This is a genomic window from Bacillus sp. z60-11, from assembly GCF_046464135.1.
In the GTDB taxonomy this organism is placed as follows: domain Bacteria; phylum Bacillota; class Bacilli; order Bacillales; family Bacillaceae; genus Bacillus; species Bacillus sonorensis_A.
Genome location: NZ_JBIYSN010000003.1, coordinates 241,135 through 265,578 on the forward strand (window position 1 = coordinate 241,135; position 24,444 = coordinate 265,578).

Annotated in this window: 21 protein-coding genes, 1 pseudogene and 1 riboswitch; of the genes and pseudogenes, 16 read left to right on the plus strand and 6 right to left on the minus strand. The window is 45.7% G+C overall.

Annotated features, from left to right (window positions below; all coding sequences use genetic code 11):
- The 4 genes from arcD to argR form a co-directional block, all read right to left on the minus strand.
- Positions 1-1,407, minus strand: a complete 1,407-nt coding sequence (gene arcD / locus ACINLD_RS11065) for an arginine-ornithine antiporter (protein WP_277691993.1) — start codon at positions 1,405-1,407, stop codon at positions 1-3.
- Positions 1,408-1,463: 56 nt separating this feature from the next.
- On the minus strand, positions 1,464-2,471 hold the full coding sequence (argF, locus tag ACINLD_RS11070) for an ornithine carbamoyltransferase (RefSeq protein ID WP_026589288.1): 1,008 nt from the start codon (positions 2,469-2,471) through the stop codon (positions 1,464-1,466).
- Positions 2,472-2,502: 31 nt separating this feature from the next.
- Complete coding sequence (arcA, locus tag ACINLD_RS11075; RefSeq protein WP_026589287.1) at positions 2,503-3,738, minus strand: arginine deiminase; 1,236 nt, start codon at positions 3,736-3,738, stop codon at positions 2,503-2,505.
- 286 nt (positions 3,739-4,024) lie between these two features.
- Positions 4,025-4,465 carry an arginine repressor gene (argR, locus tag ACINLD_RS11080; protein WP_026589286.1) on the minus strand — a complete coding sequence of 147 codons (441 nt, stop codon included), beginning with the start codon at positions 4,463-4,465 and terminating at the stop codon, positions 4,025-4,027.
- 173 nt (positions 4,466-4,638) lie between these two features.
- Positions 4,639-4,744, plus strand: a riboswitch (guanidine-I (ykkC/yxkD leader).
- Positions 4,745-4,834: 90 nt separating this feature from the next.
- Between argR and ACINLD_RS11085 the strand changes: the two genes are divergently transcribed.
- The 13 genes and pseudogenes from ACINLD_RS11085 to ACINLD_RS11145 all read left to right on the plus strand — a co-directional run bounded on the left by ACINLD_RS11085 (position 4,835) and on the right by ACINLD_RS11145 (position 17,123).
- Positions 4,835-5,671, plus strand: a complete 837-nt coding sequence (locus ACINLD_RS11085; RefSeq protein ID WP_026589285.1) for a YitT family protein — start codon at positions 4,835-4,837, stop codon at positions 5,669-5,671.
- A gap of 275 nt (positions 5,672-5,946) precedes the next feature.
- Entirely contained in the window at positions 5,947-6,249 is a 303-nt protein-coding gene (locus ACINLD_RS11090; protein WP_026589284.1) for a WXG100 family type VII secretion target, read from the plus strand.
- A 21-nt stretch (positions 6,250-6,270) separates the two neighbouring features.
- Positions 6,271-7,494 carry a hypothetical protein gene (locus tag ACINLD_RS11095; RefSeq protein WP_026589283.1) on the plus strand — a complete coding sequence of 408 codons (1,224 nt, stop codon included), beginning with the start codon at positions 6,271-6,273 and terminating at the stop codon, positions 7,492-7,494.
- A gap of 11 nt (positions 7,495-7,505) precedes the next feature.
- A complete protein-coding gene (locus ACINLD_RS11100; protein WP_026589282.1) occupies positions 7,506-8,288 on the plus strand; it encodes a hypothetical protein in 783 nt (260 codons plus the stop codon).
- Positions 8,289-8,331: 43 nt separating this feature from the next.
- Positions 8,332-8,845: pseudogene (locus tag ACINLD_RS11105) on the plus strand (YfjD family protein).
- A gap of 15 nt (positions 8,846-8,860) precedes the next feature.
- Positions 8,861-9,418, plus strand: a complete 558-nt coding sequence (locus ACINLD_RS11110; protein ID WP_035428559.1) for a YfjD family protein — start codon at positions 8,861-8,863, stop codon at positions 9,416-9,418.
- A gap of 329 nt (positions 9,419-9,747) precedes the next feature.
- Positions 9,748-11,667, plus strand: coding sequence for an LTA synthase family protein (locus tag ACINLD_RS11115; protein ID WP_026589280.1), 1,920 nt, complete (start codon positions 9,748-9,750; stop codon positions 11,665-11,667).
- A gap of 186 nt (positions 11,668-11,853) precedes the next feature.
- Positions 11,854-12,282, plus strand: coding sequence for a DUF5082 family protein (locus tag ACINLD_RS11120; protein ID WP_026589279.1), 429 nt, complete (start codon positions 11,854-11,856; stop codon positions 12,280-12,282).
- Positions 12,283-12,332: 50 nt separating this feature from the next.
- Positions 12,333-14,189 carry a ribonuclease YeeF family protein gene (locus ACINLD_RS11125; protein WP_409444390.1) on the plus strand — a complete coding sequence of 619 codons (1,857 nt, stop codon included), beginning with the start codon at positions 12,333-12,335 and terminating at the stop codon, positions 14,187-14,189.
- 20 nt (positions 14,190-14,209) lie between these two features.
- Entirely contained in the window at positions 14,210-14,995 is a 786-nt protein-coding gene (locus ACINLD_RS11130; RefSeq protein WP_409444389.1) for a hypothetical protein, read from the plus strand.
- 106 nt (positions 14,996-15,101) lie between these two features.
- Complete coding sequence (locus tag ACINLD_RS11135; RefSeq protein ID WP_409444456.1) at positions 15,102-15,749, plus strand: hypothetical protein; 648 nt, start codon at positions 15,102-15,104, stop codon at positions 15,747-15,749.
- A gap of 113 nt (positions 15,750-15,862) precedes the next feature.
- On the plus strand, positions 15,863-16,132 hold the full coding sequence (locus ACINLD_RS11140) for an excalibur calcium-binding domain-containing protein (RefSeq protein WP_026589275.1): 270 nt from the start codon (positions 15,863-15,865) through the stop codon (positions 16,130-16,132).
- Positions 16,133-16,259: 127 nt separating this feature from the next.
- Entirely contained in the window at positions 16,260-17,123 is an 864-nt protein-coding gene (locus ACINLD_RS11145; RefSeq protein WP_409444388.1) for a glycerophosphodiester phosphodiesterase, read from the plus strand.
- A 38-nt stretch (positions 17,124-17,161) separates the two neighbouring features.
- Here ACINLD_RS11145 and ACINLD_RS11150 read toward each other — a convergent pair whose 3' ends face one another.
- Complete coding sequence (locus ACINLD_RS11150; RefSeq protein ID WP_409444387.1) at positions 17,162-18,514, minus strand: 2-hydroxycarboxylate transporter family protein; 1,353 nt, start codon at positions 18,512-18,514, stop codon at positions 17,162-17,164.
- Between the two features lie 650 nt (positions 18,515-19,164).
- Between ACINLD_RS11150 and ACINLD_RS11155 the strand changes: the two genes are divergently transcribed.
- Positions 19,165-21,390 (plus strand): glycosyltransferase, encoded by a 2,226-nt coding sequence (locus ACINLD_RS11155; RefSeq protein ID WP_026589272.1) that lies wholly within the window; start codon positions 19,165-19,167, stop codon positions 21,388-21,390.
- 71 nt (positions 21,391-21,461) lie between these two features.
- Here ACINLD_RS11155 and ACINLD_RS11160 read toward each other — a convergent pair whose 3' ends face one another.
- A complete protein-coding gene (locus tag ACINLD_RS11160; protein WP_026589271.1) occupies positions 21,462-22,010 on the minus strand; it encodes a pyridoxamine 5'-phosphate oxidase family protein in 549 nt (182 codons plus the stop codon).
- A 97-nt stretch (positions 22,011-22,107) separates the two neighbouring features.
- On the opposite strand from ACINLD_RS11160, the gene ACINLD_RS11165 reads away from it, so the two are divergent.
- Positions 22,108-23,505 (plus strand): PLP-dependent aminotransferase family protein, encoded by a 1,398-nt coding sequence (locus tag ACINLD_RS11165; RefSeq protein WP_409444386.1) that lies wholly within the window; start codon positions 22,108-22,110, stop codon positions 23,503-23,505.
- Between the two features lie 97 nt (positions 23,506-23,602).
- On the plus strand, positions 23,603-24,430 hold the full coding sequence (locus ACINLD_RS11170) for a polysaccharide deacetylase family protein (protein WP_409444455.1): 828 nt from the start codon (positions 23,603-23,605) through the stop codon (positions 24,428-24,430).
- The last annotated feature ends 14 nt before the right edge of the window (positions 24,431-24,444 follow it).

Here is a 24,444-nt window from a genome sequence, read left to right on the forward strand (position 1 = left end):
TTAAATTGAAATGCTGCCCGACATTAATTCCGCGATGGCTACAATCGCCAATATTAGAATGATGACGGCGACGACAAGCTCGGCCTTATTGAATACAGGTTCTTTTTTGCTTTTCCGGACCGCCCGGAATACGAGAATGCCGGGTGCGTATAAAATCATCGTCAACAGCAGGTAGTCAAGGCCTGCCGCATAAATGAGCCAGATGCCGTAAATGCTAGCGATCAGCCCGATTGCGATGTTCTTGATACGGTCGGGTTCCTTGTGCAGCCAGCTGTATTTGAGCTGATAAAACCCGGAAAATAAATACGGGATTAAGATAGCTGAGGAAGCCAAGGAAAAAGCGAACTGATATGCCGTATCCGAAATGATAAATGTCAGCAAAAACAGCTGGATGATAGCGTTTGTCAATGTCAGCGCATTTGTGGGTGCGCCGTTTTTGTTTTCTTTTCCGAACCATTTTGGAAAAACGCCTTCACGTGCGGCGATCAGCGGCAGCTCTCCGGCGAACAATGTCCAGGCCAACCAGGCGCCCAACACTGAAATAATCAGTCCAAAGTTGATCAGAACAGCTCCCCATTTGCCGACGATATGCTCCATGATGGCTGCCATTGAAGGGTTGGGAAGACCGGCCAGGTTTTCCTGGTTTATGACGCCAAACGACAGCATGGTGATCATGATGTAAATCGCCAGCACGCTGATCAGGCCGATGACGGTCGCCTTGCCGACATCGCTCGATTTCTTGGCCCGGCTTGAAAAAAGAACGGCTCCTTCAATTCCGGTAAACACCCAGACGGTGACGAGCATCGTGCTTTTCACTTGCGAACCGATTGATCCAAGCGACAGTCCTTGTCCCCAAAAATCCTGAGTAAATAAATCAAGATGAAAAACAAAGATGACGGCGATGATAAAAGCAAAAATCGGCACCAGTTTTGAAATCGTTGTAATCAAATTAATCATGGCAGCGGACTGGACACCGCGCAGAATCAAAAAGTGTACGCTCCATAAAATCACGCTTGCACCGATAACGGATGCGATGTTTTGGCCGTCTCCAAATACGGGGATAAAATAGCCGACAGCGCTAAACAGCAGGGTTCCATATGCGACATTGCCGAGAAGGGCCGCGAACCAGTATCCCCAGCCGCTGTTAAAGCCCATAAAATGGCCGAATCCCTCCCGTGCATAAGTAAAAATGCCGCCGTCTAAATCAGGTCTTTTCGTCGTCAGATTTTGGAAAGAGAAGGCCAAGGCAATCATACCGACACCGGTAATGACCCAGCCGATTAAGATGGCGCCGGCCCCTGCCCCGGAAGCCATATCGCTGGCCAGATTAAAGGCTCCGCCGCCGATCATTGAACCGATCACAAGCGCGATGAGCGCAAACAGCCCCAGTTTTTTTTCTTCCGCCATTGTTGGTCACCTCATTCGGTTTAGAATGGAAAAGGGGATCTTTCACCCTTTTCCTATCAGTCAAGATCGCCCAATGTAGCCGCCATGACAGCTTTGATCGTATGCATCCGGTTTTCCGCTTCATCAAATACTTTAGAGTGCTTGCTGCGGAACACTTCATCTGTCACTTCCATTTCTTTGATGCCGTGTTTTTCGTAGACGCTTTGTCCATATGTTGTATGAAGGTCGTGGAAGGCAGGCAGACAGTGCAGGAAGATGACATGGTCATTTCCGGTTTTCCTCACGAGCTCCATGTTCACTTGATAAGGTTTTAAAAGCTGAATCCGTTCGGCAAACTTGTCTTCTTCCCCCATGGACACCCAAACATCGGTATACAGCACGTCCGCTCCGGAGACTCCTTTGTCTGTATCGCTTGTGACGGTCACTTTTCCTCCTGATTCTTTTGCGAAAGCTTCCGCCATTTCGACGATTTCCCGATCAGGGAAAAGGTCTTCCGGTGAGCAGATTCTGACGTCCATTCCGACTTTGGCTCCGCCGATGAGCAGGCTGTTGGCGACATTGTTCCGTCCATCGCCGATATAGGTGAGCTTGACCCCCTTCACGCGTCCGATATGTTCTTTTACCGTCATAAAGTCGGCCAGCATTTGTGTCGGATGCCACAAGTCTGTTAAGCCGTTCCAGACCGGCACACCTGAATGCTCGGCAAGCGCCATGACTTTTTCGTGTTCAAAGCCGCGGAACTCGATGCCGTCAAACATGCGGCCGAGGACTTTTGCCGTGTCTTCAATCGATTCCTTTTTGCCGAGCTGAATGTCGTCTTTGCCGAGATATTCCGGATGTGCCCCAAGATCGATGCAAGCCGTAGTGAAAGCACAGCGCGTTCTTGTTGACGGTTTTTCAAACAGTAAAGCGATGTTTTTGCCTTCCAAATAGCGGTGTCTGATTCCCTGTGCTTTTTTGTCTTTTAAATCTTGGGCAAGGTCGAGCAAATATAGGATTTCTTCTTCGGAAAAATCCTTTTCAGCCAAGTAGCTTCTTCCTTTTAAGTCAATTGTTTTTGCCATGATCTCTCTCTCCTTTTTCTGTTGAATTCGCCTATTTTACATCCTCACGGTAGAGCGGCATGCTCATGCAGCGCGGGCCTCCGCGGCCTCGGGAAAGCTCTCCGCTTGGGATTTCAATGACTTTGATACCCTGCTCTCTCAGGCAGGCGTTGGAAATATAGTTTCGATCATAAGTCACCACTACGCCGGGAGCGATGGCCAGCGTATTGGAGCCGTCGTTCCATTGCTCGCGTGCTGAAGCGATTTCATCTCCGCCTCCGCAGAAAATCAAGTTGACGTCTGAAAGGCCGAGCGTTTTCTTCAGCACTTCTAGCAAGTTGTGCTCTTCTGTAATATGAATGTCGTCTTCCGTTTCTCCCCGCTCAAGAATGAAGATCCGCATTTGTCCTTCAGGTCCTTGGATGGCGGGATGAATCGTGAATTGGTCGCGGTCGACCATCGTAAAGACGGTATCCAGGTGCATAAACGCCCTGCTTTTCGGTATTTCCACGGCAAGGACCCGCCGAATCCGTTTCTGTTGTTTAAACAAATTGCGAACAAGCCGTTCGATCGCCTGTGCGGTTGAACGTTCTGACACACCGATCGCAACCGTTTCTTCATTCAACACAAGCTCATCGCCGCCTTCGATATTGAAGTTGAAATCCCGGTCAAGCCAGACGGGGATGTCGTGTCCTTTAAACCGCGGATGGTGCTGAATAATGTAGCGCATAAACAAGGATTCTCTCCGGCGTGCGGGTTCCTTCATTTTATTGATGGTGAGTCCGCTGCCGATCGCTGCCGCCGGATCTCTTGTGAAATAAAGGTTTGGCATCGGGTCAAGATAAAATGGATAGTGGTCTTCCATCAGCTCGTGCAGGTGAGAGCGAAGCCCCAGTTCGATTTCATTTTTGCGGACGCCGCTCATCACACGTTCGACCATTGCTTCCGCTTCAAAGGAGAGCAAGTATTCTTTCAGTCTGTGATAAGCCCCGTTGATATCGGCTTTGCTCTCAGATAAAAGCTCGCTGATAAATCGTTCACGGACTGAATCGTCTTCCAAAGCTTCAGCGGTCAGCTTCTCTAAATAAAGAACCTCTGCGCCTTGATTTCTAAGGGTCTCTGCGAATTGGTCATGTTCGTTTTGCACGGCCGGTAAAAAAGGAATGTCGTCAAAGAGAAGCTTTCCCAGGTACTCGGGGGTGAGATTTTCCAGTTCCCGCCCGGGCCGCTTCAGCATGACTGTTTGTAAATGGCCGATTTCTGAGTAAACGTTGATCGGTGCTGTCATGTTCATCCCGCCTCCTACACTCTTTTTGTTACATGTAAAGCTTAAAACAGCGGGAGATCACGCGATGTGAAAGCGATAACAGCAAAAATGTGATCTATTTCACGTGTTTTTTGATGACACAAAAACAAAAATGAATAAATATGACATATCGAAAAACATCTCTTGTCAGGGCAAAGTGAAGAACGTATAAAATGTGTATATTTTACAAGGATCATTTTTTAAAATTTTTTTAGGGAAATATAAAAAGCCGATCCGCATGATGGGATCAGCTTGTTCAAACAGGCAATCAGCAAAAATGTTCACAGAATGATTGCGCGTTTTTCGATGATGGGGTAACCACAAGGCAGGTGTCATTTCCGCATATACAGCCCAACATTTCCGGGCGTCCGAGCTTGTCAAGAAGAACGCCGATAGCATGGGCATTTCCAGGCATTGTTTTAATGATGACCAAGTTTTCCGCACGACTCACCTGCAGGACAACGTCCGATATTTTATCCTTCAAAATTTTTGATGGGTTGACGGATAATGATGCGTTCGTGGTATAGACAAGCTTTCCGTTTTCATTTAGCTGTTTGACGAGGTACATCTCTTTAATATCCCGGGAAATGGTCGATTGGGACGCTGCTGCTCCACGGCTTTTCAGCAAGGCCGCCAATTGTTCCTGGGTTTCCACCGGATGTTCAAGAATGATTTGTTTAATAAGCCAGTGCCGTTTCTGTTTCTCCATATGAGGGCCTCCCTATGGCGAGCACGTATATCTACTATTATAGGATGTTTTGTTGGCTGTGCATGGAAGCTATTTTACAAAAAAACAACTATTTTATACTGGAAAAAGGGCTTGCTTGGCACTGAAAATTCACTTATAATGCTTGAAGATGACAAAATGATAGAACTGTAGAAAAAGTGGTTTTCTAGGGTTCCGCAGGTGCACCGCACTTGGTCTGGTCCGAGAGAAAACACATAACGAACAATCGTTATGACACGGTGGGATAAAAGCCCAGGAGTTTTGGCTCTTTCTTCATAAGAAGAGCGTTCTCCTGGGTTTTTATTGTGTTTTAACATACATCACTTCATTTTCGAAAAAGGAGTTGACGATATGAAAAAGAAAGCAATGGACATGATCATGATTACGATAGGAGCCTTTTTCTTTGCTCTGGCCGTGAATCTATTTGCGATTCCGAACGATTTGGGAGAGGGGGGCGTCACGGGGATCACGCTTATTTTATACTACGTGTTTGCATGGTCGCCGGGCATTACTAATTTTATCCTGAACGGGATTCTCCTCATCATCGGATATCGCTTTTTAGATAAAAAAACGACGATTTACACGATCATTGCGGTCGTCGCCAATTCATTCTTTCTGCATGTCACAGAAGACTGGGTGATACCGGCTGATGAAGTGATCATCAGCACGATTTTTGCCGGTGTATTTGCCGGCGTCGGCATCGGCATGATCATCCGCGTCGGCGGAACCACCGCCGGGTCCGCGATTCTCGCCCGGATCGCCAATAAATATTTTGACTGGAACATCAGCTACGCCTTATTGATGATTGACTTGGTGGTCGTATTCAGCTCCTACTTTATCATCGGGGCGGAGAAATTGATGTTTACGGTTGTCATGCTTTACATCGCAACAAAGGTCATGGACTTCATTATTGAAGGGCTTAACACGAAAAAAGCGATCACGATTATTTCCGAGCACAAGCATGAAATTGCCGCACAAGTCAACACGCTGATGGACCGCGGGGTCACGGTACTGTCAGGGAAGGGCCATTACACAGGCCATTCAAAAGAAATTTTATATATTGTGATCAATAAACAGGAGCTGTCCATGCTGAAAAAAATCATCAAAAGCACGGATAAGAAAGCATTTGTCATCATCCATGATGTCAGAGATGTATTTGGTGAAGGATTTGTTGATATCTCGAAATAAAAAAGGGCTGCCGAACAAGATCGGCAGCTTTTTTCGTTCTTTTGACCTGTTATGAATCATGATTCAAAATGCCTATTATGAATTTCAACCACAAACTTTTCCGCTTTTGTGAATTCCCTTCAAACCGCTTCGTTTAGGCAAGTTGTTCCATACATTTCATGTTTAAGCAAAAATTAAGATAAAAGGAATCCTAAACAATACTTTAGTATGATTTGGCAGATGTGCAAGTTTATTATAATTAAATAAAAAGACCTGGTTTTAAGGAGTGAAAATAGTTGGATTCAAGCAGGGTAATAGCGCTGGCGGAAAAGTATAAATCGGCCGCTGATGAAGTGAAAAAGTCGGAATTGCACCTGAAGACCCGACTGTCCGCCAATTCCGCTTCATGGAAGGGAAAGACCCGGGAACAGTTTGACAGTGAATTTGAGCAGACAACGGCGGCTTATCAGCAATTTGAAGCTGATTTAATCGAAATCAGCCGCGAGTTAATGACCGCGGCGGCAAAAATTGAACAGACGAAAGCGGAAATATTGAGAATGGAAGAGCTTGAAAGAAAAAAGAGAGAGAAATTGAAATAACAGCGGGAGAGGAGCGAGCGTATGGGGAAGGAAATCTTGGTCGATCCGGATAAGCTTGAAGGCTTGGCAAATGATTTTGTTAAAGAGCTGACTGACATGGAGAGATTATACAAAGACCTTCATCTAGAATTAACGACGATGATTTTAGGGTGTGACCCGCGCTACAGCCATTGCTTTTCAGGAGTAGGTGATGCCTGGTCGAGCGGCAATGACCTTGTCGGCAAGCTTGATGCCAATGAGCGATACATACGAAAAACGGCTGATAAGTTCGCCGAGCAGGACGACATTTTAAGAAAGCTGTATAACCTATATGATCAATACGGGACACTCACGGCGATGGCCGGCGTCACCATGAATCAATTTAAATATTACGGACTCGGGATTACAAAGTTTGTTAAGGATGGTTCAGGGCTGTATTCCGTCAGGCATACGAAGCTGCTGATGGACCTTTCGGGTATCATCGATGAGTCAAAATACAGCAGAGCCGCGAGAATTTTGCTGAGTCCAAAATATTTGTTCAAGAATCCTAATCTGCCATTTGCCGATTTGGTGCATAAGAAATTCACGAAATTTTATCCGCAGGATACGGTCGATTTTACCAATAAAATCAAAAGCTTTACGGCCGGTATGATCGATGAAGCGGGAAATAAGACAGCATTTAAAGATGTGTTGAAAGCCGGCGGCAAGTTTGCCAAGGGAAATGCGATTACAGCCGCTTTGATCACAGGCGCCACAGAGACTGTGGGAATGGGTTTGAAAATTTCGGAGAACTACAGTAAATACGGCAATAACCGCGAAGTATTAAAACGGGAAAATGCGAAAGCGGTCGGAAACGCCGTCAATAATACGGCCTGGATTACAGGCGGGTCTGTGGCCGGTGCGGTCATCGGCGGAGCGCTGGGCAGTGCTTTGGGTCCTGTTGGTACTGTTGTTGGAGGTGCAGCCGGTTCGTTTATCGGAGGAATTGTAGGAGAGCAAGCTGCTAAACTTACAGCGGGCATTGCCGAGAAAACAGCCCTTTTGCTGAAAAATCCGATTCAAGCCGGAATCGATAAAGCAAAAAAAGGATTCGAGCTGGCGGGTAAAGGCGTTCAAGCTTTTAATAAAGGCGTCGACACCGTCAATGAAGGCATTAAAAAAGGCGCCGAAACAGTCGGGAAAGGTTTTCAAAAAGCGAAAGAAACAGCCGGTTCTTTAATCAATGGCGCAAAACAATTCTTTGCGGGCAAGCTGTCGTTCGGTTAAGGGGGATATCAATGAAAAATTTGCAATTAAGCATTGAAGAGCTGATCTTCTGTTTTTACAGTGAAGGATTATTCGAGCAGGGCATGTCATTGAAACAAGCGTACTTTCCTGAAATGACAGAGGAGCAGCTTGAATTGATGTTTGAATTCTCATGCCGGTCTCTTCTGGCGAAAGACGTACTGGAATACAAAGAGCATCAATATAAATTAAAAGAACCTTGCAAACCGTTTATTCAAGCGTTGAATGATGCCGCTTTTACAATTAAAGTTGCAAAATTCGCCGGAGATGCAGAAGCAAGCGTTTCTTACCATGCTGCAGCCGATGGATTTTTTGCCCATGAGCTGAAACATGAGCAGCAGGTTCATCAAATCCGTTCTCTCGCTTCGAAAGAAGAAGTTCTCGAGCAAGCCGTTCAGTTTTTGAATATAAAGGAGAAGCAGGGGGAAAAAGGAGCAGCCCTCACTTTACAAAATGATGAATTTGAACAATTATTAAAGGGAGCCAGTGAAGAAAGGTCATTGGCCGATGAATATCTGGACAAATACGCCAATCATCCTCAGGCCGCAAGCTTTATGAAAGACTTGGTGATCCGGCAAGGAAAAATGGACAGTGTCATGTATATAGAATATGATCTGCACAATGCTCCTGATGTGAAAGACCTGATGTTTGTCATTCCCGGTACGGAGCATACATGGTTTGCCGCGGGGAGCGCAAGAAATGAATTCTCCGTTATGGCGGCCGAAAAAGAGATGATCCGCGACATGATATTTGGGGAGAGTCGTTTGCTGAAATAAAGAAGGTCCATGGTTTTTGGAACAGGTCGAAGTGGAAAGCCGGATGTTCTTCAGAATATGGGCGTTTGAGGAACTGCGGGTATCGGTATAGTCGGAATATGGCTCGTTTTTGAGGCGATAAAATTCGAATCGACATATTCATTATTATATTTAGGCGCCGGCCTGCTCGGGATGATTTATGGTTTGCTCACGTTTTCCATGATTTTTCCCGCCTTCACGAAAAAGGCAGCGTCATCTTCAGCATTGTCAAAGGAGAAGACGGGCGGCTGTTTTCCGGAAAAACATCCGTCCATATCAAGGATATCAAAAGCATGAAAATGGGACGGCACCGCTACAGCCCGAAAGGCATTTTCTTCATGGACATCCTGATTCAGACGGGGAAGAATGGCATGGTGCGAATTCCAACTTACAACATTCTGCCCGAGCCGGAGTTCTACAAAGAGGTGGAGCTGCACATCCTGCCGTATATGACGGAGGAAGCGCGCGCGGACTGGATCGGCCAGTTTACAGAAGCGCAAAGAAAAGCATTTTTAAATGAGTTTCATAAGGATATTTAGTTTTTGGGGGGACTTATGATCACAAATCAAAAATCGCCGATAAACGTAAAAAGTAAAATGTTTTTCAGATGTTGGCTTTTTCTAGGCTCCTTTGGTTTAGGCGCCGCGAGTTTGTGGGTGTTTTATATGGGGGCCACTTTTCAAACCAAGTTCTATCTATTGGCTATACCGGCCGGAATATTATTTAGCTTCTTTTTCTTTACTTTATTCGCTATCGCTTTTCCCGCCTTCACGAAAAAAGGCGGCGTTATCTTCAGCATTATCGAAGGAGAAGACGGGCGGCTGTTTTCCGGCAAAACATCTGTCAATATCAAGGATATCAAAAGCATGAAAATGGGGCGGCACCGCTACAGCCCGAAAGGTATTTTCTTCATGGACATCCTGATTCAGACGGGAAATCATGGTATGGTGCGGATCCCGACCTACAACACGCTGCCCGAGCCGGAGTTTTACAAAGCGGTGGAGCTGCACATCCTGCCGTATATGACGGAGGAAGCGCGCGCGGACTGGATCGGTCAGTTTACAGAAGCGCAAAGAAAAGCATACTTGAATCAATTTCATAAAGATATTTAACAGATTCTGAGAATCAGCGCCATCAGGCTATTTTAGTCTATGGCGCTTTGTTTCATTCCCTAGTCTGAGAGATTTCCTCTTTTCATTCGGGAATCCCCGATGCAGCAGGGCCTGTGCCCGCATCTGCCCTCCTTATGATAAGCGAATTGGAAAAGGTGTGAAACCTTTGGGACGGAATATCCGTCATAATTTAGAGGCAATGCAATTGGTTTGACAGGCTGGTAGCTGTAGTTAAGATTTAGAGAAAAGCGTTTTCGTTTTTCCTATTTTATGTTATTGTTAAATTTGTTTATTTTGAATCAGAAAAACTTTAAAAGGTAGAGGTTATCATGAAGAAAATATTTTCTCATAAGCTAAGCTTTTTTCTGTTAGCTGTTATTTTTGTATGGGCTAAAACCTATGCTTCTTACTTTTTAGAATTTAATCTAGGTGTGAAAGGGACCACTCAGCAGGCTCTCTTATTTATTAATCCATTCAGCTTTACGATCGTTGCGCTCGGTTTGGCTTTATTTGCAAAAGGCCGGCGGGCGGCGGTTTGGATCATTATCATTGATGCTGTGATGACGTTCGCTTTATATGCGAATATCATGTTTTACCGTTTCTTTGATGACTTTTTGACTTTTGCAAACTTGAAACAAGCCGGAAACCTCGGCAATATGTCAGACGGAATTTTTGGTGTCATGGCTGCTCATGACGCGATCTATTTCATTGACCTCGTCATTCTGATTGCATTGTGTGTCCGCAGGCCTGAACTCAAGGCTTCCAAGCTGAAAAAAAGATGGGCTGCAGCCATCGTGTTGAGCGGTGTGGCGTTGTTCTTCATCAATCTCTCGATTGCCGAAGAAGACCGTCCCGAGCTTTTGACAAGAACATTTGACCGAAATTATATCGTCAAATATTTGGGGCCGTACAATTACATGATTTATGATGGCGTACAGGCCGCTCAGACCGCAAGCCAAAAAGCGTATGCAAGCAGCGATGATTTGACGAGCGTTGTCAATTATACCAGCTCGCATTATGCGAAGCCGAATGATGAGTACTTCGGCGCTGCAAAAGGAAAGAACATCATCAAAATTCATCTGGAAAGCTTCCAGACGTTTTTGATCGACTACAAACTGAACGGAAAAGAAGTAACACCGTTTCTGAATAAGCTGGCTCACGGCCAGGAGAACACGATCTATTTTGATAACTTTTTCCATCAGACCGGGCAGGGGAAAACCGCGGATGCCGAATTGATGATGGACAATAGCCTTTACGGACTGCCTGAAGGCAGTGCGTTTGTGACAAAAGGACAAAATACGTATCAATCCCTTCCGGCGATTTTAAACCAAAAAGAAGGGTATACAAGTGCCGTCATGCACGGGGACTACAAGTCATTCTGGAACCGCGACCAGGTATACAAACAGATTGGCTATGACAAATTCTTTGATGCCAGCACATACGACATGTCTGAAGACAACCTTGTCAACCTTGGCTTGAAGGATAAGCCGTTTTTTGAAGAGTCGATTCCGAAGCTGAAATCGCTCAAACAGCCGTTTTACGCCCATTTGCTGACACTGACAAACCATTATCCATTCATCCTCGATGATAAGGATGCGACCCTTGAGAAGGGAACGACAGGCGACAAAACGGTAGACGGATACTTCCAGACGGCCCGTTATCTTGATGAAGCCCTCGAACAGTTCTTTAAGGATCTGAAAAAATCGGGATTATATGATGATTCCGTGATCATCATCTACGGAGATCACAACGGAATTTCAGAAAATCATAACCGGGCGATGAAAGAGGTATTAGGCAAAGAGATTACACCGTATCAAAACGCGATGAATCAGCGCGTACCGCTGATGATCCGCATTCCGGGCAAAGAAGGCGGAGTCAACCATACGTATGGCGGGGAAATGGATGTCATGCCGACGATTCTTCATCTCGAAGGAATCGACAGCAATAAATATATCAATTTCGGGACAGATCTCTTCTCGAAAGAACATGACCAAACCGTCCCTTTCCGAAACGGCAACTTTGTCACACCAAAATACACGGTGATCGACACGACGGTTTATGATACAAAGACCGGAAAAGAGATCAAATCGAATAAAGAAGTCGAAAATATTAAATCACAGGTGTCAGAAGAGCTTGAACTGTCTGACCAGGTCCTTTATAAAGACCTGCTGAGATTCCATGAACTTCCTGACTTTACCCCTGTTGATCCGTCAAAATATCATTACGGGAAAGAAAAAGACGGTGAATAAAACAAAAAACCGCTTGGCGCGCCTTAGCCGCCAGGCGGTTTTTTTCTGCAAAAAAGAGCCGATTTTCCTATTCATCTCTGCTACTTTCAGCCTTATAATTTAAATTATGGAAAAAGACCTACAAACACATTTTTGCCAAAATTCAAAAATATGAGTCTCTCATTTTAATACAGAGGTGACGATTTAATGAGCTATTCGGATATGCTGGATCGCATCCATGCGGCGATCTCCAGCCAATCAGCCGATCTTGAAGAAAAAATATCGAGACTGAAACGGGCTAAAAGCAAAATAGAAGCAGAACAAAATACGTCTTTAAAAGAAATCAAAAAGATCCAAAGTCCCAATCTGGGCTCATCGTGGAATGGCAGCCGTTCAGAAAAATTTTCGGAGGCAAGAGATGAAGCGTACAATGAAATGCAAAACATCACCATGAATGATTATGAAAGCTATAAGGCAAGGATCCAATCCAAGATCGTGTTGCTGGAAATCGAGCAGGGTGCTTTATCCGCTGCAAGGGGGCTGGCTCATACGGCAGATGAGCTTCTTTCAAAAGGGGAGGAAGCCCTCGAAGAACTGGGCAGCACCATCGGTGATTTAACAAGGCGTCTGTTCTAGGACCGAAGAGGTTTCAAATCGAAAATAATTAAAGAAAGGGCTTAAGGCCGATGAAAATCTACGAAGCAAAAACCTTAATCTCTGCGATGAAAGAACGCTCGCAGCAATACCGGGATTTAAGAGAGCAAATCGCTTCTTTGAAAAAGCAGTTTCATAATGTCGTAAACCTTGGGGATGATTTTCAGGGAGAAGGTGCTGAAGCCATCAAAGATTTTTATCAGGCACAGGCAGATGTTGCAGATGCATGGCTCGGCCTGATCGATAAACAGGTTGCCTTTTTCGACGGCATCGCCGGCGCTGCCGAAGACCTCGACCTTTCTGGGGATACGGTCGTCAAGCTTGACTTTTTAGAAAATGAGCTGGCAAATGCTCACGCCACATCAAAGTCCATCGTTTCCGAACAAAAAAAAGAGCTGAAAAAAATCTTTGCTGAAATCGATGATGTGCTCACACTGGAAACGTTTTCGAGCGAAACCTTTGAATCCCATCTGAACAAAGCGAAAAAAGAACGTGAGGAAACGGTAACAAAAGTAAACGAATTTGATGCAGACTTAAAGTCAGAGTATGCCTTATCAGAAACAGAAGAAAGTTTTGTCCTGGGCTTGTACGGTGCGCTTGTTCATGCGACACAAAAGGGCAAGGAAGCCTCGCCCTTATACTTTAACGCCAATGCCTACCACAATAGCGAAGTCTACGGGCTGAAGGACGAAGTCGAAAAGGGAACATCCGAATACCTTTCAATCAAAAAAGAGCAGGAAGAAGCAAGACGGATCGCGAAAGAGCAAGAGGAGCTGGCAAACAGGCCATGGTATGAAAAAGCCTGGGATACAGTTTGCACCTTTACCGGGGAAGTGACAGGCTATTATGATTATAAAAGAGCGACGGAAGGAATCGATCCCGTTACAGGCAAAAAGCTCAGCGCTGCTCAACGGGTCACAGCCGGAGCTATGGCCGCTGCAGGCTTCATCCCGGTGGTCGGTTGGGCCGGTCGCGCCTTTAAAGGCGGCAAAGCGATCTATAAAACAGCCAAAGGTGTCAATGCTGCTGAACATGCCCTTGACGCTTACAAGTCGGCAAAATCGCTGGACTACTTGAAAAAAGCAGAATACGGGATTTACGGTTTAACAGCGGCGAACGGTTTCGGAGAAGCGGCGACCGGACGGGATATGTTCGGCAACAAATTATCAGACGAACAGCGGAAGCAAAGCCTGTTCAATGCGCTGGCCATTACAGGCGTGGGAGCGGCGGCGCGTTATGCCGACAAACTTCCGGTGAAAAAGCTTCCATACAAGGCCCACAGCAGCAAGTGGATCAATGATAAGCTGAACCGGGCCAAGCAAGCTGTCGACACAGTCAAAAAGAATGTAGGAAAGATCGAAGTCCCGGTCGGCATTCGCGTCGAACAGCTGGCGACACACGCCGGACCAGCGGTGGCCCGCATCGGTGTTGAGAAAAAATCGCTGCAGGATTTGCTGGCATTTTCTGCGAAGGACGGCCCAAGGCGAGCAAAACCGATATGGGATCCGAAACCGGAAGGCATGTCACAGAAAGACTATGTCGCTCATAACGGCAATCACTACAGCAAGGAAAAAAGAAGGGAATTATACGAGAAGCTTAATAAGAACAACAGGGCTTATGTCAAGGAAAAAAGAGTGCCGCAGGACCACGAAACGTTCCTCAGCGGCGAGGAATTTAAACGAACGAAAATCCGTGTAAAGGGCGCTCAAGTATATGAAAAAGACGGTCTGTATTACTACCGTGATACGCTTCATGTAGGAGAAGCCTCCCATATCGAGGTGTTTGACCGCACAGGGAGAAAACATCTGGGGGAAGCGGATCCGATCAGCGGTGTATTGGACCCGAGCAAAGCGGATCCAAACAAATCGATTTCAAAATTCATCAAATAGCGTGCTGAAAGGAAAATACCATGAAATTACTTGAACTTCATCAAACAGAATCTGAAAAAGACATTTATTTTATGGAAGTGCTGTCTGATAAAGTAGTCGTCAATGACGACTACGAAGGCATCACCGTGTTCAACGGCCATTTAAATGTGCTCAAGGAGTTCAATGTAGAGGACATCGTCATTGATGCTTCTTTTAAAAACGCCTCAGGGGAAGAATTGGTTGTTTTCTTCCAGGGTGAACGGCGGCTGTTTTATTTCAATCTGAAAAACATGAATCAGCAAATATGCGATGTGAAAGACGATCTTCCCGTTTTGTCCAAATATTATGTATGGGGCAAGGATGAGATTGTATTTGTCACATATGATGACGAGTTTTACCAATACAGCATCAAGGAAAATACCTTCGCCAAGATTGGCGGTGCTGAGGTAAAAGACGCATATGAGACGTTCTATTCTTTTTGGTCGGAAACAAAGGGTTCGCCTGTGGTAGGCTATGACATGGATGAGCCGCACATTATAGTGAATACGAGAAATAACAGATACTATGTTTATCCTTCCAACAGGGACAAAATATTTTTGACATCCAGTTATAAGCCTCATGAAGTCCATTATTCCGGTGAAACGGCAATGTTTGTGCAGGAGAACATCATCGAATTATCGACTCAGACTGAGCGCGTCACATTGCAGCCTGAGAACAATATGACATTTTTAAGAGGAAGGTTTTTGGGACAGGATAAAATCGCTGTTTTAAGCAGCCACAACTCAGACCTCCTCAGCCAAATCAAGATATACCATATAGCAGACTGACTTGAAGATTTGATCTTCAAGTTTTTTTGTGCTTCGGTTCTAAAACAAAAGCCCCTGCATAGGCTGGTATTTAAGAGGACGGACTAGTCTATTTATGATATGGGAAGTGAGACGATTGACGAGATTCCATTACTTTTTTAAATTGCATCCATTGAAAATCCAAGAGGGCTGGAAGGTTATCGAAAATCATTTATATCAAAAGCCCGTTCGCGACCGCCGTCAAAAATTGCTGCTCCTTGAACAGGAAGAAAGCCGTGAAATCGTACAAGTCGATCATGACGGAGGGAAGCGATATGCCATCAGGCTGATCGACGCCTGCGGAAAGCGGACAGGCGAGATTTCAGATATTCCGTACGACGAGCTGGTCGAACGATTGGAGAAGGTCATTTTGAAAGAGGATGGCGATCAAGGGAATCCAGGCGATTTGCTGAGGCTGCGCATCCCGACCGGCTGGGCGGTTTTGCGCCATGGCTTAACAGATATCAATCCGGATGAATTAGCTTCTGACAGCAAGCTGTGGCAGTCCCATTTCAAGCAGGATCTGCTCCAGCTAAAATGTCGTGAAAAAAATCTGTTATTAGATGTTGAATGGTTTCCGGAAACCGATCCGGCAGGCCATTATGCGCTTAAACTGATTAAAGATGACGATTGGAAGCATCCAATTGAAGACAAATGGTGCATCCATCCGAAAGAGCTTGCTTATGAAATCGGCTCTGTTTTAAAAAAAACCTGTGAGCTCGAATATAAAACTTGAACCGGCGGGCGCCGGTTTTTTGATTTGAACAAGATGTCATATTTTTCTTGCCGAAAGGAATGAAATGGCATATGATGAAAAAGGTTTCATTAAAACATGAGGGGGTATATAAAATGAAAAAATGGTTTGCTGTTTTCCTTTCCATCGGTCTCGCCATCGGTTTTTCCTGCAGTACCGGCGACACCGCGGAAGCGAAAACAAAAGTGAAAACATATAAAAATTGCAAGGCGCTGAATAAGGCGTATAAAGGCGGTGTTGCCCGCGCTAAATCGGTAAAAAACAAAGGCGGTAAAACGAAGTACAAGCCTTATGTATCCAAAGCGCTGTATGACGCGAATAAAAGGCTTGACCGCGACAAGGATAAAATCGCCTGTGAACGCTGATTCCCTCAAATGAGGGAGTCTTTTTTGATTTTATGAAAATTCAAGACTGTTGAAACATAATGTTTACAGTCAGAAGCTATACTTTTATAGCGAACGGCAAGTCAACAGAAAAAGGGGAGTGGGTCATATGTCAGCAGGTCTAAAAAAATCGGTGTTGTCTTCATTGATTGGAGCGTCCTTCGGTTTACTGCTGTTTGCGCCAAATGCGGCCGCGGCAGAGCAGGAGGGGAAACCTCACAAAGTGGATGTCATTGCGCACAGGGGGGCTTCCGGATATGCACCTGAAAACACGGTGGCCGCTTTTGATTTAGCGTACAAAATGAAGTCCGATTATATCGAATTGGATGTGCAGATGTCAAAGGACGGGGAGCTTGTCGTCATCCATGATACGACGGTAAACCGCACGACAGACATTGATTCAGAGGAGCCGGTCGCTGTAAAGGATCTGACGCTTGCCGAGCTGCGCAAGCTTGATGCGGGGAGCTATTTCGGACCGCAGTTCACCGGTGAACGCATTCCGACGTTTGAAGAAGTCCTTGACCGGTATAAAGGAAAAATCGGCATGCTCATTGAATTAAAGGAGCCTGCCCTCTATCCGGGCATAGAGGAAAAAATCGCCGCAGCTCTAAAAGAACGGCGCATGGATAAGCCGAAACACGATCAAGTGATCGTTCAATCATTTAACTTCAATTCCGTACGGAAAATGCATGAACTGCTTCCGGCCGTCCCGACAGGTGTTTTGACTTCAAAGGTCACAGACCTGACAAATGAAAAGCTGAAGGACTTTTCCGGGTATGCCGACTATGTCAATGCCAATTTAATCAATGTGGCCGTTGATCCGACCCTTGTTTCACGGATTCATGCGCTCGGCATGAACATTACGCCTTGGACCATCCGTTCCCGCCACGAAGTTCCCCCGCTTATCAAGGCTGGAGTGGATGGAATCGTAACAGATTACCCGGACTATGTTCCGAAAAAAATACGCAGGTAAGAAAAAACAGCCTGCAGTATATCTGCAGGCTTGGTTATTCAATAAAACTGGGCCAATAACAGCAATGTAAGCGTGACGGTGATCGCTCCGCCGATCCTTGTGGATACTTGGGCAAACGGCATCAGCTCAAGGCGCTCAGCAGCACTGAGAATGGCGATGTCGCCGGTGCCTCCCTGGCCGGAATGGCAGGCGTTGATGATGGCGGTTTCGATCGGGTACATGTTGAGCCATTTTCCGGTCAAAAAGCCGACGGCCATCATTGTGACGACAACAGAGACGATCGTGATGATGTTGGCAATGTTGAACGCGGCGATCAGCTTGTCCCAAGGTGTCATGGAGACACCGATGGCAAACAGCAGCGGATAGGTGACAGCAGTTGAAAAAAAGCGTGACACACTGTAGGCTCCGTTTTCTAAATGTGCCGGTGCCAGACGGAACAGTTTAACGGCTACGGCCAATAAAAGCATCATCACAGGAGCAGGGAATCCGAATAAATCATGGGAAAGCATGCCGACCAAATACAGTGAAACAGCCAATATCCCGCCGGAAGCAAAATGAGACAGGTTAAACACGTTTTCTTTTTCCTTATCCCGGCTCTCAAGCGGGAGCGTATCATCGGTTTCCGAGCGGTCCACCTTACCATTGCCCGTCCATTCCGGTCTTTTCTTTCCGACAACATTTAAAACGCCTGATAAAATAACAGCACTTAAGCTCCCAAACATAATGGAAGGGATGACCAATGCAAAGGCTTCTCCCTGGGACATCGGCATAATCTCAGAATAGCCGATGGACAGCGGGATCGCCCCTTCGCCGACACCTCCGGCCATGATTGGAATCACAATATAAAGCAATGTGTGCTGAAACCCCAGGCCGAGCAATGTGCCGACCAATAAACCGACTGCCCCCGCAGCGATCGACCCGGCAATCAGCGGGATGAATATTTTAAGAAATGCTTTGATCAAGGTTTCTCTTTTCATTCCTAAAATACTGCCGACAACAATCGCTGCAATGAATAGATAAAGGAAGTTTGAGTTTTCTGTAAATTCAGTTGTTGATTTAATGATATCCTCTGGAATCAAGTGATAATAGACGATCGCCGAAGGTATAAATGTGGCGAGAATCGCGGCCCCGCCAACAGAACGGATGAACGGAATCGACTTGCCGATTTGTGCGAATGTAAAGCCGAAAAACCCCGTAACAGCAATCGCAGTCAAAATGTCGCTTTTAAGGTCATGCATATAAACGAAGGTGACGATCAGAGTGAGTAGCAGTAGATAGACAGGCAGCGGAATGATGCCGATTTTCAGATGCATCGCTTTGGCAAAAAAGTTTTCATCTTTTTCTTTTGGCTGTTGAATCGGAATATGTTGAACTTCTGATTTTGCTTCCATCATTATTTCCCCCATTCTTAAAAAATCCCTTTGCTGTGTTATTTAACTAAATTAAGTATACTAAAAAAGTCAAAATTCAGACAACCATGCAAGAAGACCTACCGGTTCCCTGTTGATTTTAAAGTGTCCGCCTTTGCTTGTCTTGATCATACAAAAGGCAGCTTTTCGGTAGCCGAGAGCTGATTTAAATAGGCTCGGATCCTCAAAACCCTGATTTTGGAAGGTGAATGGACACAAAACGGCTGTTATTCCGTCAAAAATAAATCAAACATTTAGGCGGGAAGACCTTTTCACCTTGAAGAAGACCGTTTCAACAGACGGCTGGCCATCCCCGATTAGCAGAGGCTTCTGCGACCAATGGTTCAGATGCGGCTGAAAACGTAGCAAGGGATGCTGTTGTTTTAATTGAAATGGAATATACATCAAATAAATGAAAAAACAATACGATAGAATCGTTTGTAAAAGGGTCTATAGTTTCATAAAATATTGTGTTATCATCACAAAGAATTAAAAAAATAGTATTTTATAAGGAAATTGAGATTGAAAAGTGGTAATATATTCGAGTGTGAAAAAATTATGGATATGTTGGTAAAAGACCCTGCCTCAACGGGGTTTTTTCTCTGCCATAAAAATTGTCATAGGAGAAAAACATGGAATACATATTACACTACTACCCTCTGGTAATGGTTGTCTTGCTCTTGGTCGGCTTTTTAGGCTGCCTGGCAAGTCCGCGTTTTAAAAAGCCGCTGATTATCATGTGTCTGATCACAAACGCCGTTTATATTGTTTGGCGGTTCGGTTTTACCCTTCCAAGTTCCGGCCCGCTCGATGTGGCCATGGGTGTGATCCTCGTTGCAACCGAATGCATCGGCTTTGTGCAGCTATTGATCTTTTATACGCTCATGTGGAAGGAAAAAAAGCGGGCGCCAGAACCGCTTGATGATCAGGAGCAATGGCCGACCGTTGATATTTTAATTGCGACGTATAACGAAGAGCGGCATGTTTTGAAAAAATCGGTGGCAGGATGTCTGAATCTCGATTATCCTCAAGAGCTTGTCAATATTTATCTTTGCGACGACGGCAAGCGAGCGGATATTCGCAAGCTCGCTGAAGAGTTCGGCGTTCATTATTTGACGAGAAAAAACAATGAGCATGCCAAGGCGGGAAATCTGAATCACGCCATGAGCTGTTCAAATGGCGAACTGATTGTGACAATGGATGCCGATATGGTGCCGCTGCCTGCGTTTTTGCAAAAGACCGTCGGCTATTTTAAAAAGAAAAAGGTCGCTTTTGTACAAACACCCCAAGCCTTCTATAATGAAGATCCATATCAATACAACCTGTTTTCAGGCGCGAATATTCCAAATGAGCAGGACTTTTTCATGAGAAGGCTCCAGGCCGGAAAGGACCGTTTTAATGCTGTTATGTATGTCGGCAGCAACACCGTGTTCCGAAGAACTGCTTTAGAGGAGATCGGCGGTTTTGCAACCGGAGTGATTACGGAAGATATGGCGACGGGAATGCTGTTGCAAACGAAATACAAATCTGTGTTTGTCAAAGAAGTGCTGGCGGTCGGTCTTGCACCCGAAACCTGGACCGATCTTCTGAAACAGCGCGACCGCTGGTGCAGAGGAAATATTCAGTGCGGAAAGAAGTGGAATCCTTTATTTTTAAAAGGCCTCACACCGATGCAGCGGATTCTGTATTTTGACGGCATCCTCTTTTGGTTTTTCGGTGTCTTTAAAATGGTGTATATTTTAGCGCCTTTATTGTTTTTGCTGTTTGGGATTCATAGCTTAAAGACAGATCTCTGGGCGATCACTACGTTTTGGCTGCCGGCGTTTTTGGGGTCTTATCTTTCATTTAAGGTCATTTCCGATAGGCAGCGCAGCATGAGCTGGAGCCATATTTATGATACATCGATGGCGCCGCATATGGCGATGTCGGCTTTGTCCGAATTTATCTTCAAAAAACGGTTTGATTTTAAAGTGACGCCTAAGGGAGTCAATACCGACCGGCGCAAATTTAAATATATGACAGCCTATCCGTGCGCCGTGCTGCTTGGCATGACGTTGGCGGCTCTCGGCAAAACGCTTTACGATTATGTCGTCCTTCATACATTTGACATCAATGTGACATCATACAATTTATTTTGGGTTCTTTATAATATGGCGGGGCTCGTTCTCGCTTTGCTCGTCGCTTTTGACAGGCCGAGGTTCCGCAGCTCTGAGCGTTTCAGCATCAACCAAACGGAATCCTTTTCAACAACCGCTTCAGAGCAAATCCATCAATGTGAATTGAAGGATATCAGCGACACGGGTGCCCGTATCAGCCTGCCTTATTCAGCAGATGCGGATATGTATTATCAAGTGGACGGCCTTATGATTGACGGTGTCGGGAAATTGCCGGTACAGGTGATCTGGACGACGAAGATAGGAAACGAAATCGAAATTGGACTGAGGTTCAAAGAGATGGAGCGCGACCTGTATGTCAAGCTGATCGGCTATATGTTTCAGGCGGAAAATGCGAAAAAAGCCGATCGGGAAAAACGGGCTGACACATTGTCAACGGCTGTGCGCTTTTTGATGAAAACGGAAAAGAGCCCGGAATCATTCAAAAGAAAGTATGTCCGCGAAGCTTTTCAAGGAATGGGGACGCTCCTTTATCCCGCGGCCTCAGAGCAAAATCCGCATCAAATTGTGATCAAGGATATCAGTGTGTCAGGCTGTCAAATCGAAGCCGACGTCCCGCTTGAAATCGACGGGAATGTTTTGATTTCAATTGATGAGAAGCATCCGGAGGAAAGACTGGCGCTCGTTTGCTGGACAAAAAAGAAGCGAAAGCGATATACGGCGGGATTGAAATTTCTCGGGTGAAAAATCAGGCGGGGTTTCTGCCTGACAATTTTAAAAAGACCCTTCAGCATAAGCCTTTAGGGTCTTTTTTGTCATCGATCTTCTTTTACGGTCCGCCCCTGTTCAAATGTCATGTTTTGCTTCAGCGCGTTTTCTTTTGCGGTGATCGTATCCGGCGCGATTTTGAAAACAACGGTTTTGCTGCCTAGAGACGACCGGTACTTTTCTACATGGACTTTTTGCAGCGAAGAACTGTAGTATCCTGGTACATATTTGTCAAGAAGAGTCTGCATGGCAGATGTTGCTTCATCTAAATCAGTGATGATTGACGCTGTGCCAAAAAGTATGACGCTCATATATGCGGTATCTGTTTTTGCGGGAACCGGGTGAACCATTGTTCCATATTGTTCACTGACCGTGAAGCATACGTTTGGATTTTCGTGCAGCATCTCAATCTTTCGCCCTTCTGATGCTCCGTGAAAGTAAATCTGTCCGTTTTTCCAAACGAAGTTCAAAGGGATGACATAGGGTGTCCCTTGAGCGGCCAAGCCGAGGTATCCGGTTTGGGCTTCGCTTAAAAACCGGCCGATTTTTTCTGAATCTGTGCAGGCCCGCTGCTGCTGGCGGATGGAATGGTGCATAGCGGTCACGCTCCTTTTTAGGTGTTATGATATGATTGTAGGTTGTTATTGTCCCTTTAAAAAGAGACAATAGAAGAAAACTTGATGAGGTCAGATGATGATAGAATTAACGCCTTTACTAGACAAAACAGTGAGGACACCGCTTTATATTCAGCTCTATCAATATATTAAAAAGGAGATTGAAGAGGGCGGGATCCCTCCCGGCACGGTTCTGCCGTCTATCCGCTATTTATCCCGGCATTTACATATCAGCAAAAATACCGTTGAGAGCGCCTATCAGCAGCTGACTGCAGAAGGGTATACAGAGAGCAGGCCAAGAAGCGGCATCAAAGTGCTCCCGCTGGAAAAACCGCTTTTTCCGACTCGCCGCTTTACATATCCTGTACGGCAAAAACGCGAGGAAGAACCTTCTGTGCAATATGATTTTCAGTATGGCGATATCGATTTGGACCATTTTCCGCTCAAAACATGGAAGAAGTGTCTGCAAGATGCGATGAACAGTGAGAGTCCGGATTTGTTTCTGTACGGTGATCGTCAAGGCGACAAAGGTCTCCGGGCAGAATTGGCCAAGCATTTATTTCAAGCAAGAGGTGTCCGCTGTTCCTCTGAGCAAATCGTGGTCTGTTCAGGGACGCAGTCCGCGGTCAGCCTGCTTTGTCAGCTGCTCTCCTCCAACGGGCGGATGGTTGCGGTTGAAAATCCCGGGTATGACGGTGTCCGCTCCGTTTTTCTGAACCATGGATACGCCACCCATCCAATCGGGCTTGAAGCGGATGGAATCGATTTGTCGCAGCTCAAGAAGAGCAGGGCGAAGCTCGCCTACATTACGCCATCCCATCAGTTTCCATATGGGATGGTGCTGCCGATTCAAAAACGATTGAAATTGCTGAAGTGGGCTGACCAAAATGATGCCTACATTATTGAAGATGACTATGACAGTGAATTTCGCTATCGGGGTCAGCCTATTCCATCTTTAAAAGCGCTTGATACAAAAGATCATGTCATTTATCTAGGGACATTTTCCAAATGCTTTTTACCGGCGGCCAGATTAAGTTATATCGTTCTGCCGCAGAAGCTGACAGAGCGATTCCGCGAAAGATTAGGCCGCTACAGTCAATCTTCCTCACCGATGATTCAAAAAGCGATGTATTTGTTTATGAAAGAAGGGTTTTTTGAAAGGCACATTCGCAAAATGAAAAAAGTGTACCAGGAGAAGCATCAAACATTGATTTCAGCGATCGAAAAGCATTTCGGCAATGAGGTCAACATCATCGGAGAAAAAGCGGGACTCCATATTTTAATGGAAATCAGACGGGATATAAAGGACCTCATCGGTAAAGCGGAAAAGCATGATGTAAAAGTTTATCCCGTCTCAGACTTTTGGATCGATCCACGTGAGAGCCCCTCTTCCATCGTGATGGCGGGATTTGGAGGACTTTCTGAACAAGACATCGAGGAAGGGATCGAGAGACTCTATCAGGCATGGTTTGCGTGAATGCTCAAAACACCCTGGCGTCCGGCCGATATTAAGAAAGCAAAAAAAGTTAAACCGAAAGCAGGAAAGAAGAGTGAAAAAAACGAAGCTGATCCTCATGTTGTTTATGTTGACGGGAGCGCTTTACGGGTGTTCCAGCCATGAAGCAAAAGGGGAAGAAAAGGCAATATCAAAAGCGGCGCAGCAGGCGCCGGAGCGATCTGAAAAGGATTCTCAGCAAAACCCAGCGTCCATTGATACAGCCGATTGGATCAAAGTAGACGGACCGGCCCGCATTCCGATTCTCATGTATCACAGCATCTCATCGGGAAACAGCCTGCGGGTGCCGGAGACGGAATTTCGCGGACAGATGAAATGGCTCAAGGATAACGGCTATTACACGCTGACGCCCGAAGAAGCCTATATTGTCTTAACACAGGATAAAATGCCGAGTGAAAAATGCGTGCTGATTACGTTCGACGACGGCTATACAGATAACTTTGAAAAAGCATACCCGATTCTAAAAGAATATGAGATGAAGGCGACGGTTTTTATGATCGGCAAATCGATCGGCAGAAAGAATCATTTGACCGAAGCCCAAATGAAAGAAATGGCCGGGCACGGTATTGCCATCGAAAGCCACACGATCAATCATGTCGAACTGAACGGACTGGCGCCGGAGCAGCAGCTGAGCGAAATGACGCGTTCCAAAACATTGTTTGACGGTATGCTCAAGCAAAACACAATTATGCTGAGTTATCCGGTCGGCCGCTATAACGCCGAGACGGTCAAACAGGCTGAAAAAGCGGGCTATCAAATGGCGGTGACGACAGAGCCGGGTGCGGCTCGAAGGGATCAGGGGATGTATGCGCTGCACAGGGTCCGCATCGCGCCGGGCATGTCGCCGGAAGCGTTTGGAAGAATGATAGAGCACAGCAGACAATAGGAAAGGGCATTCAC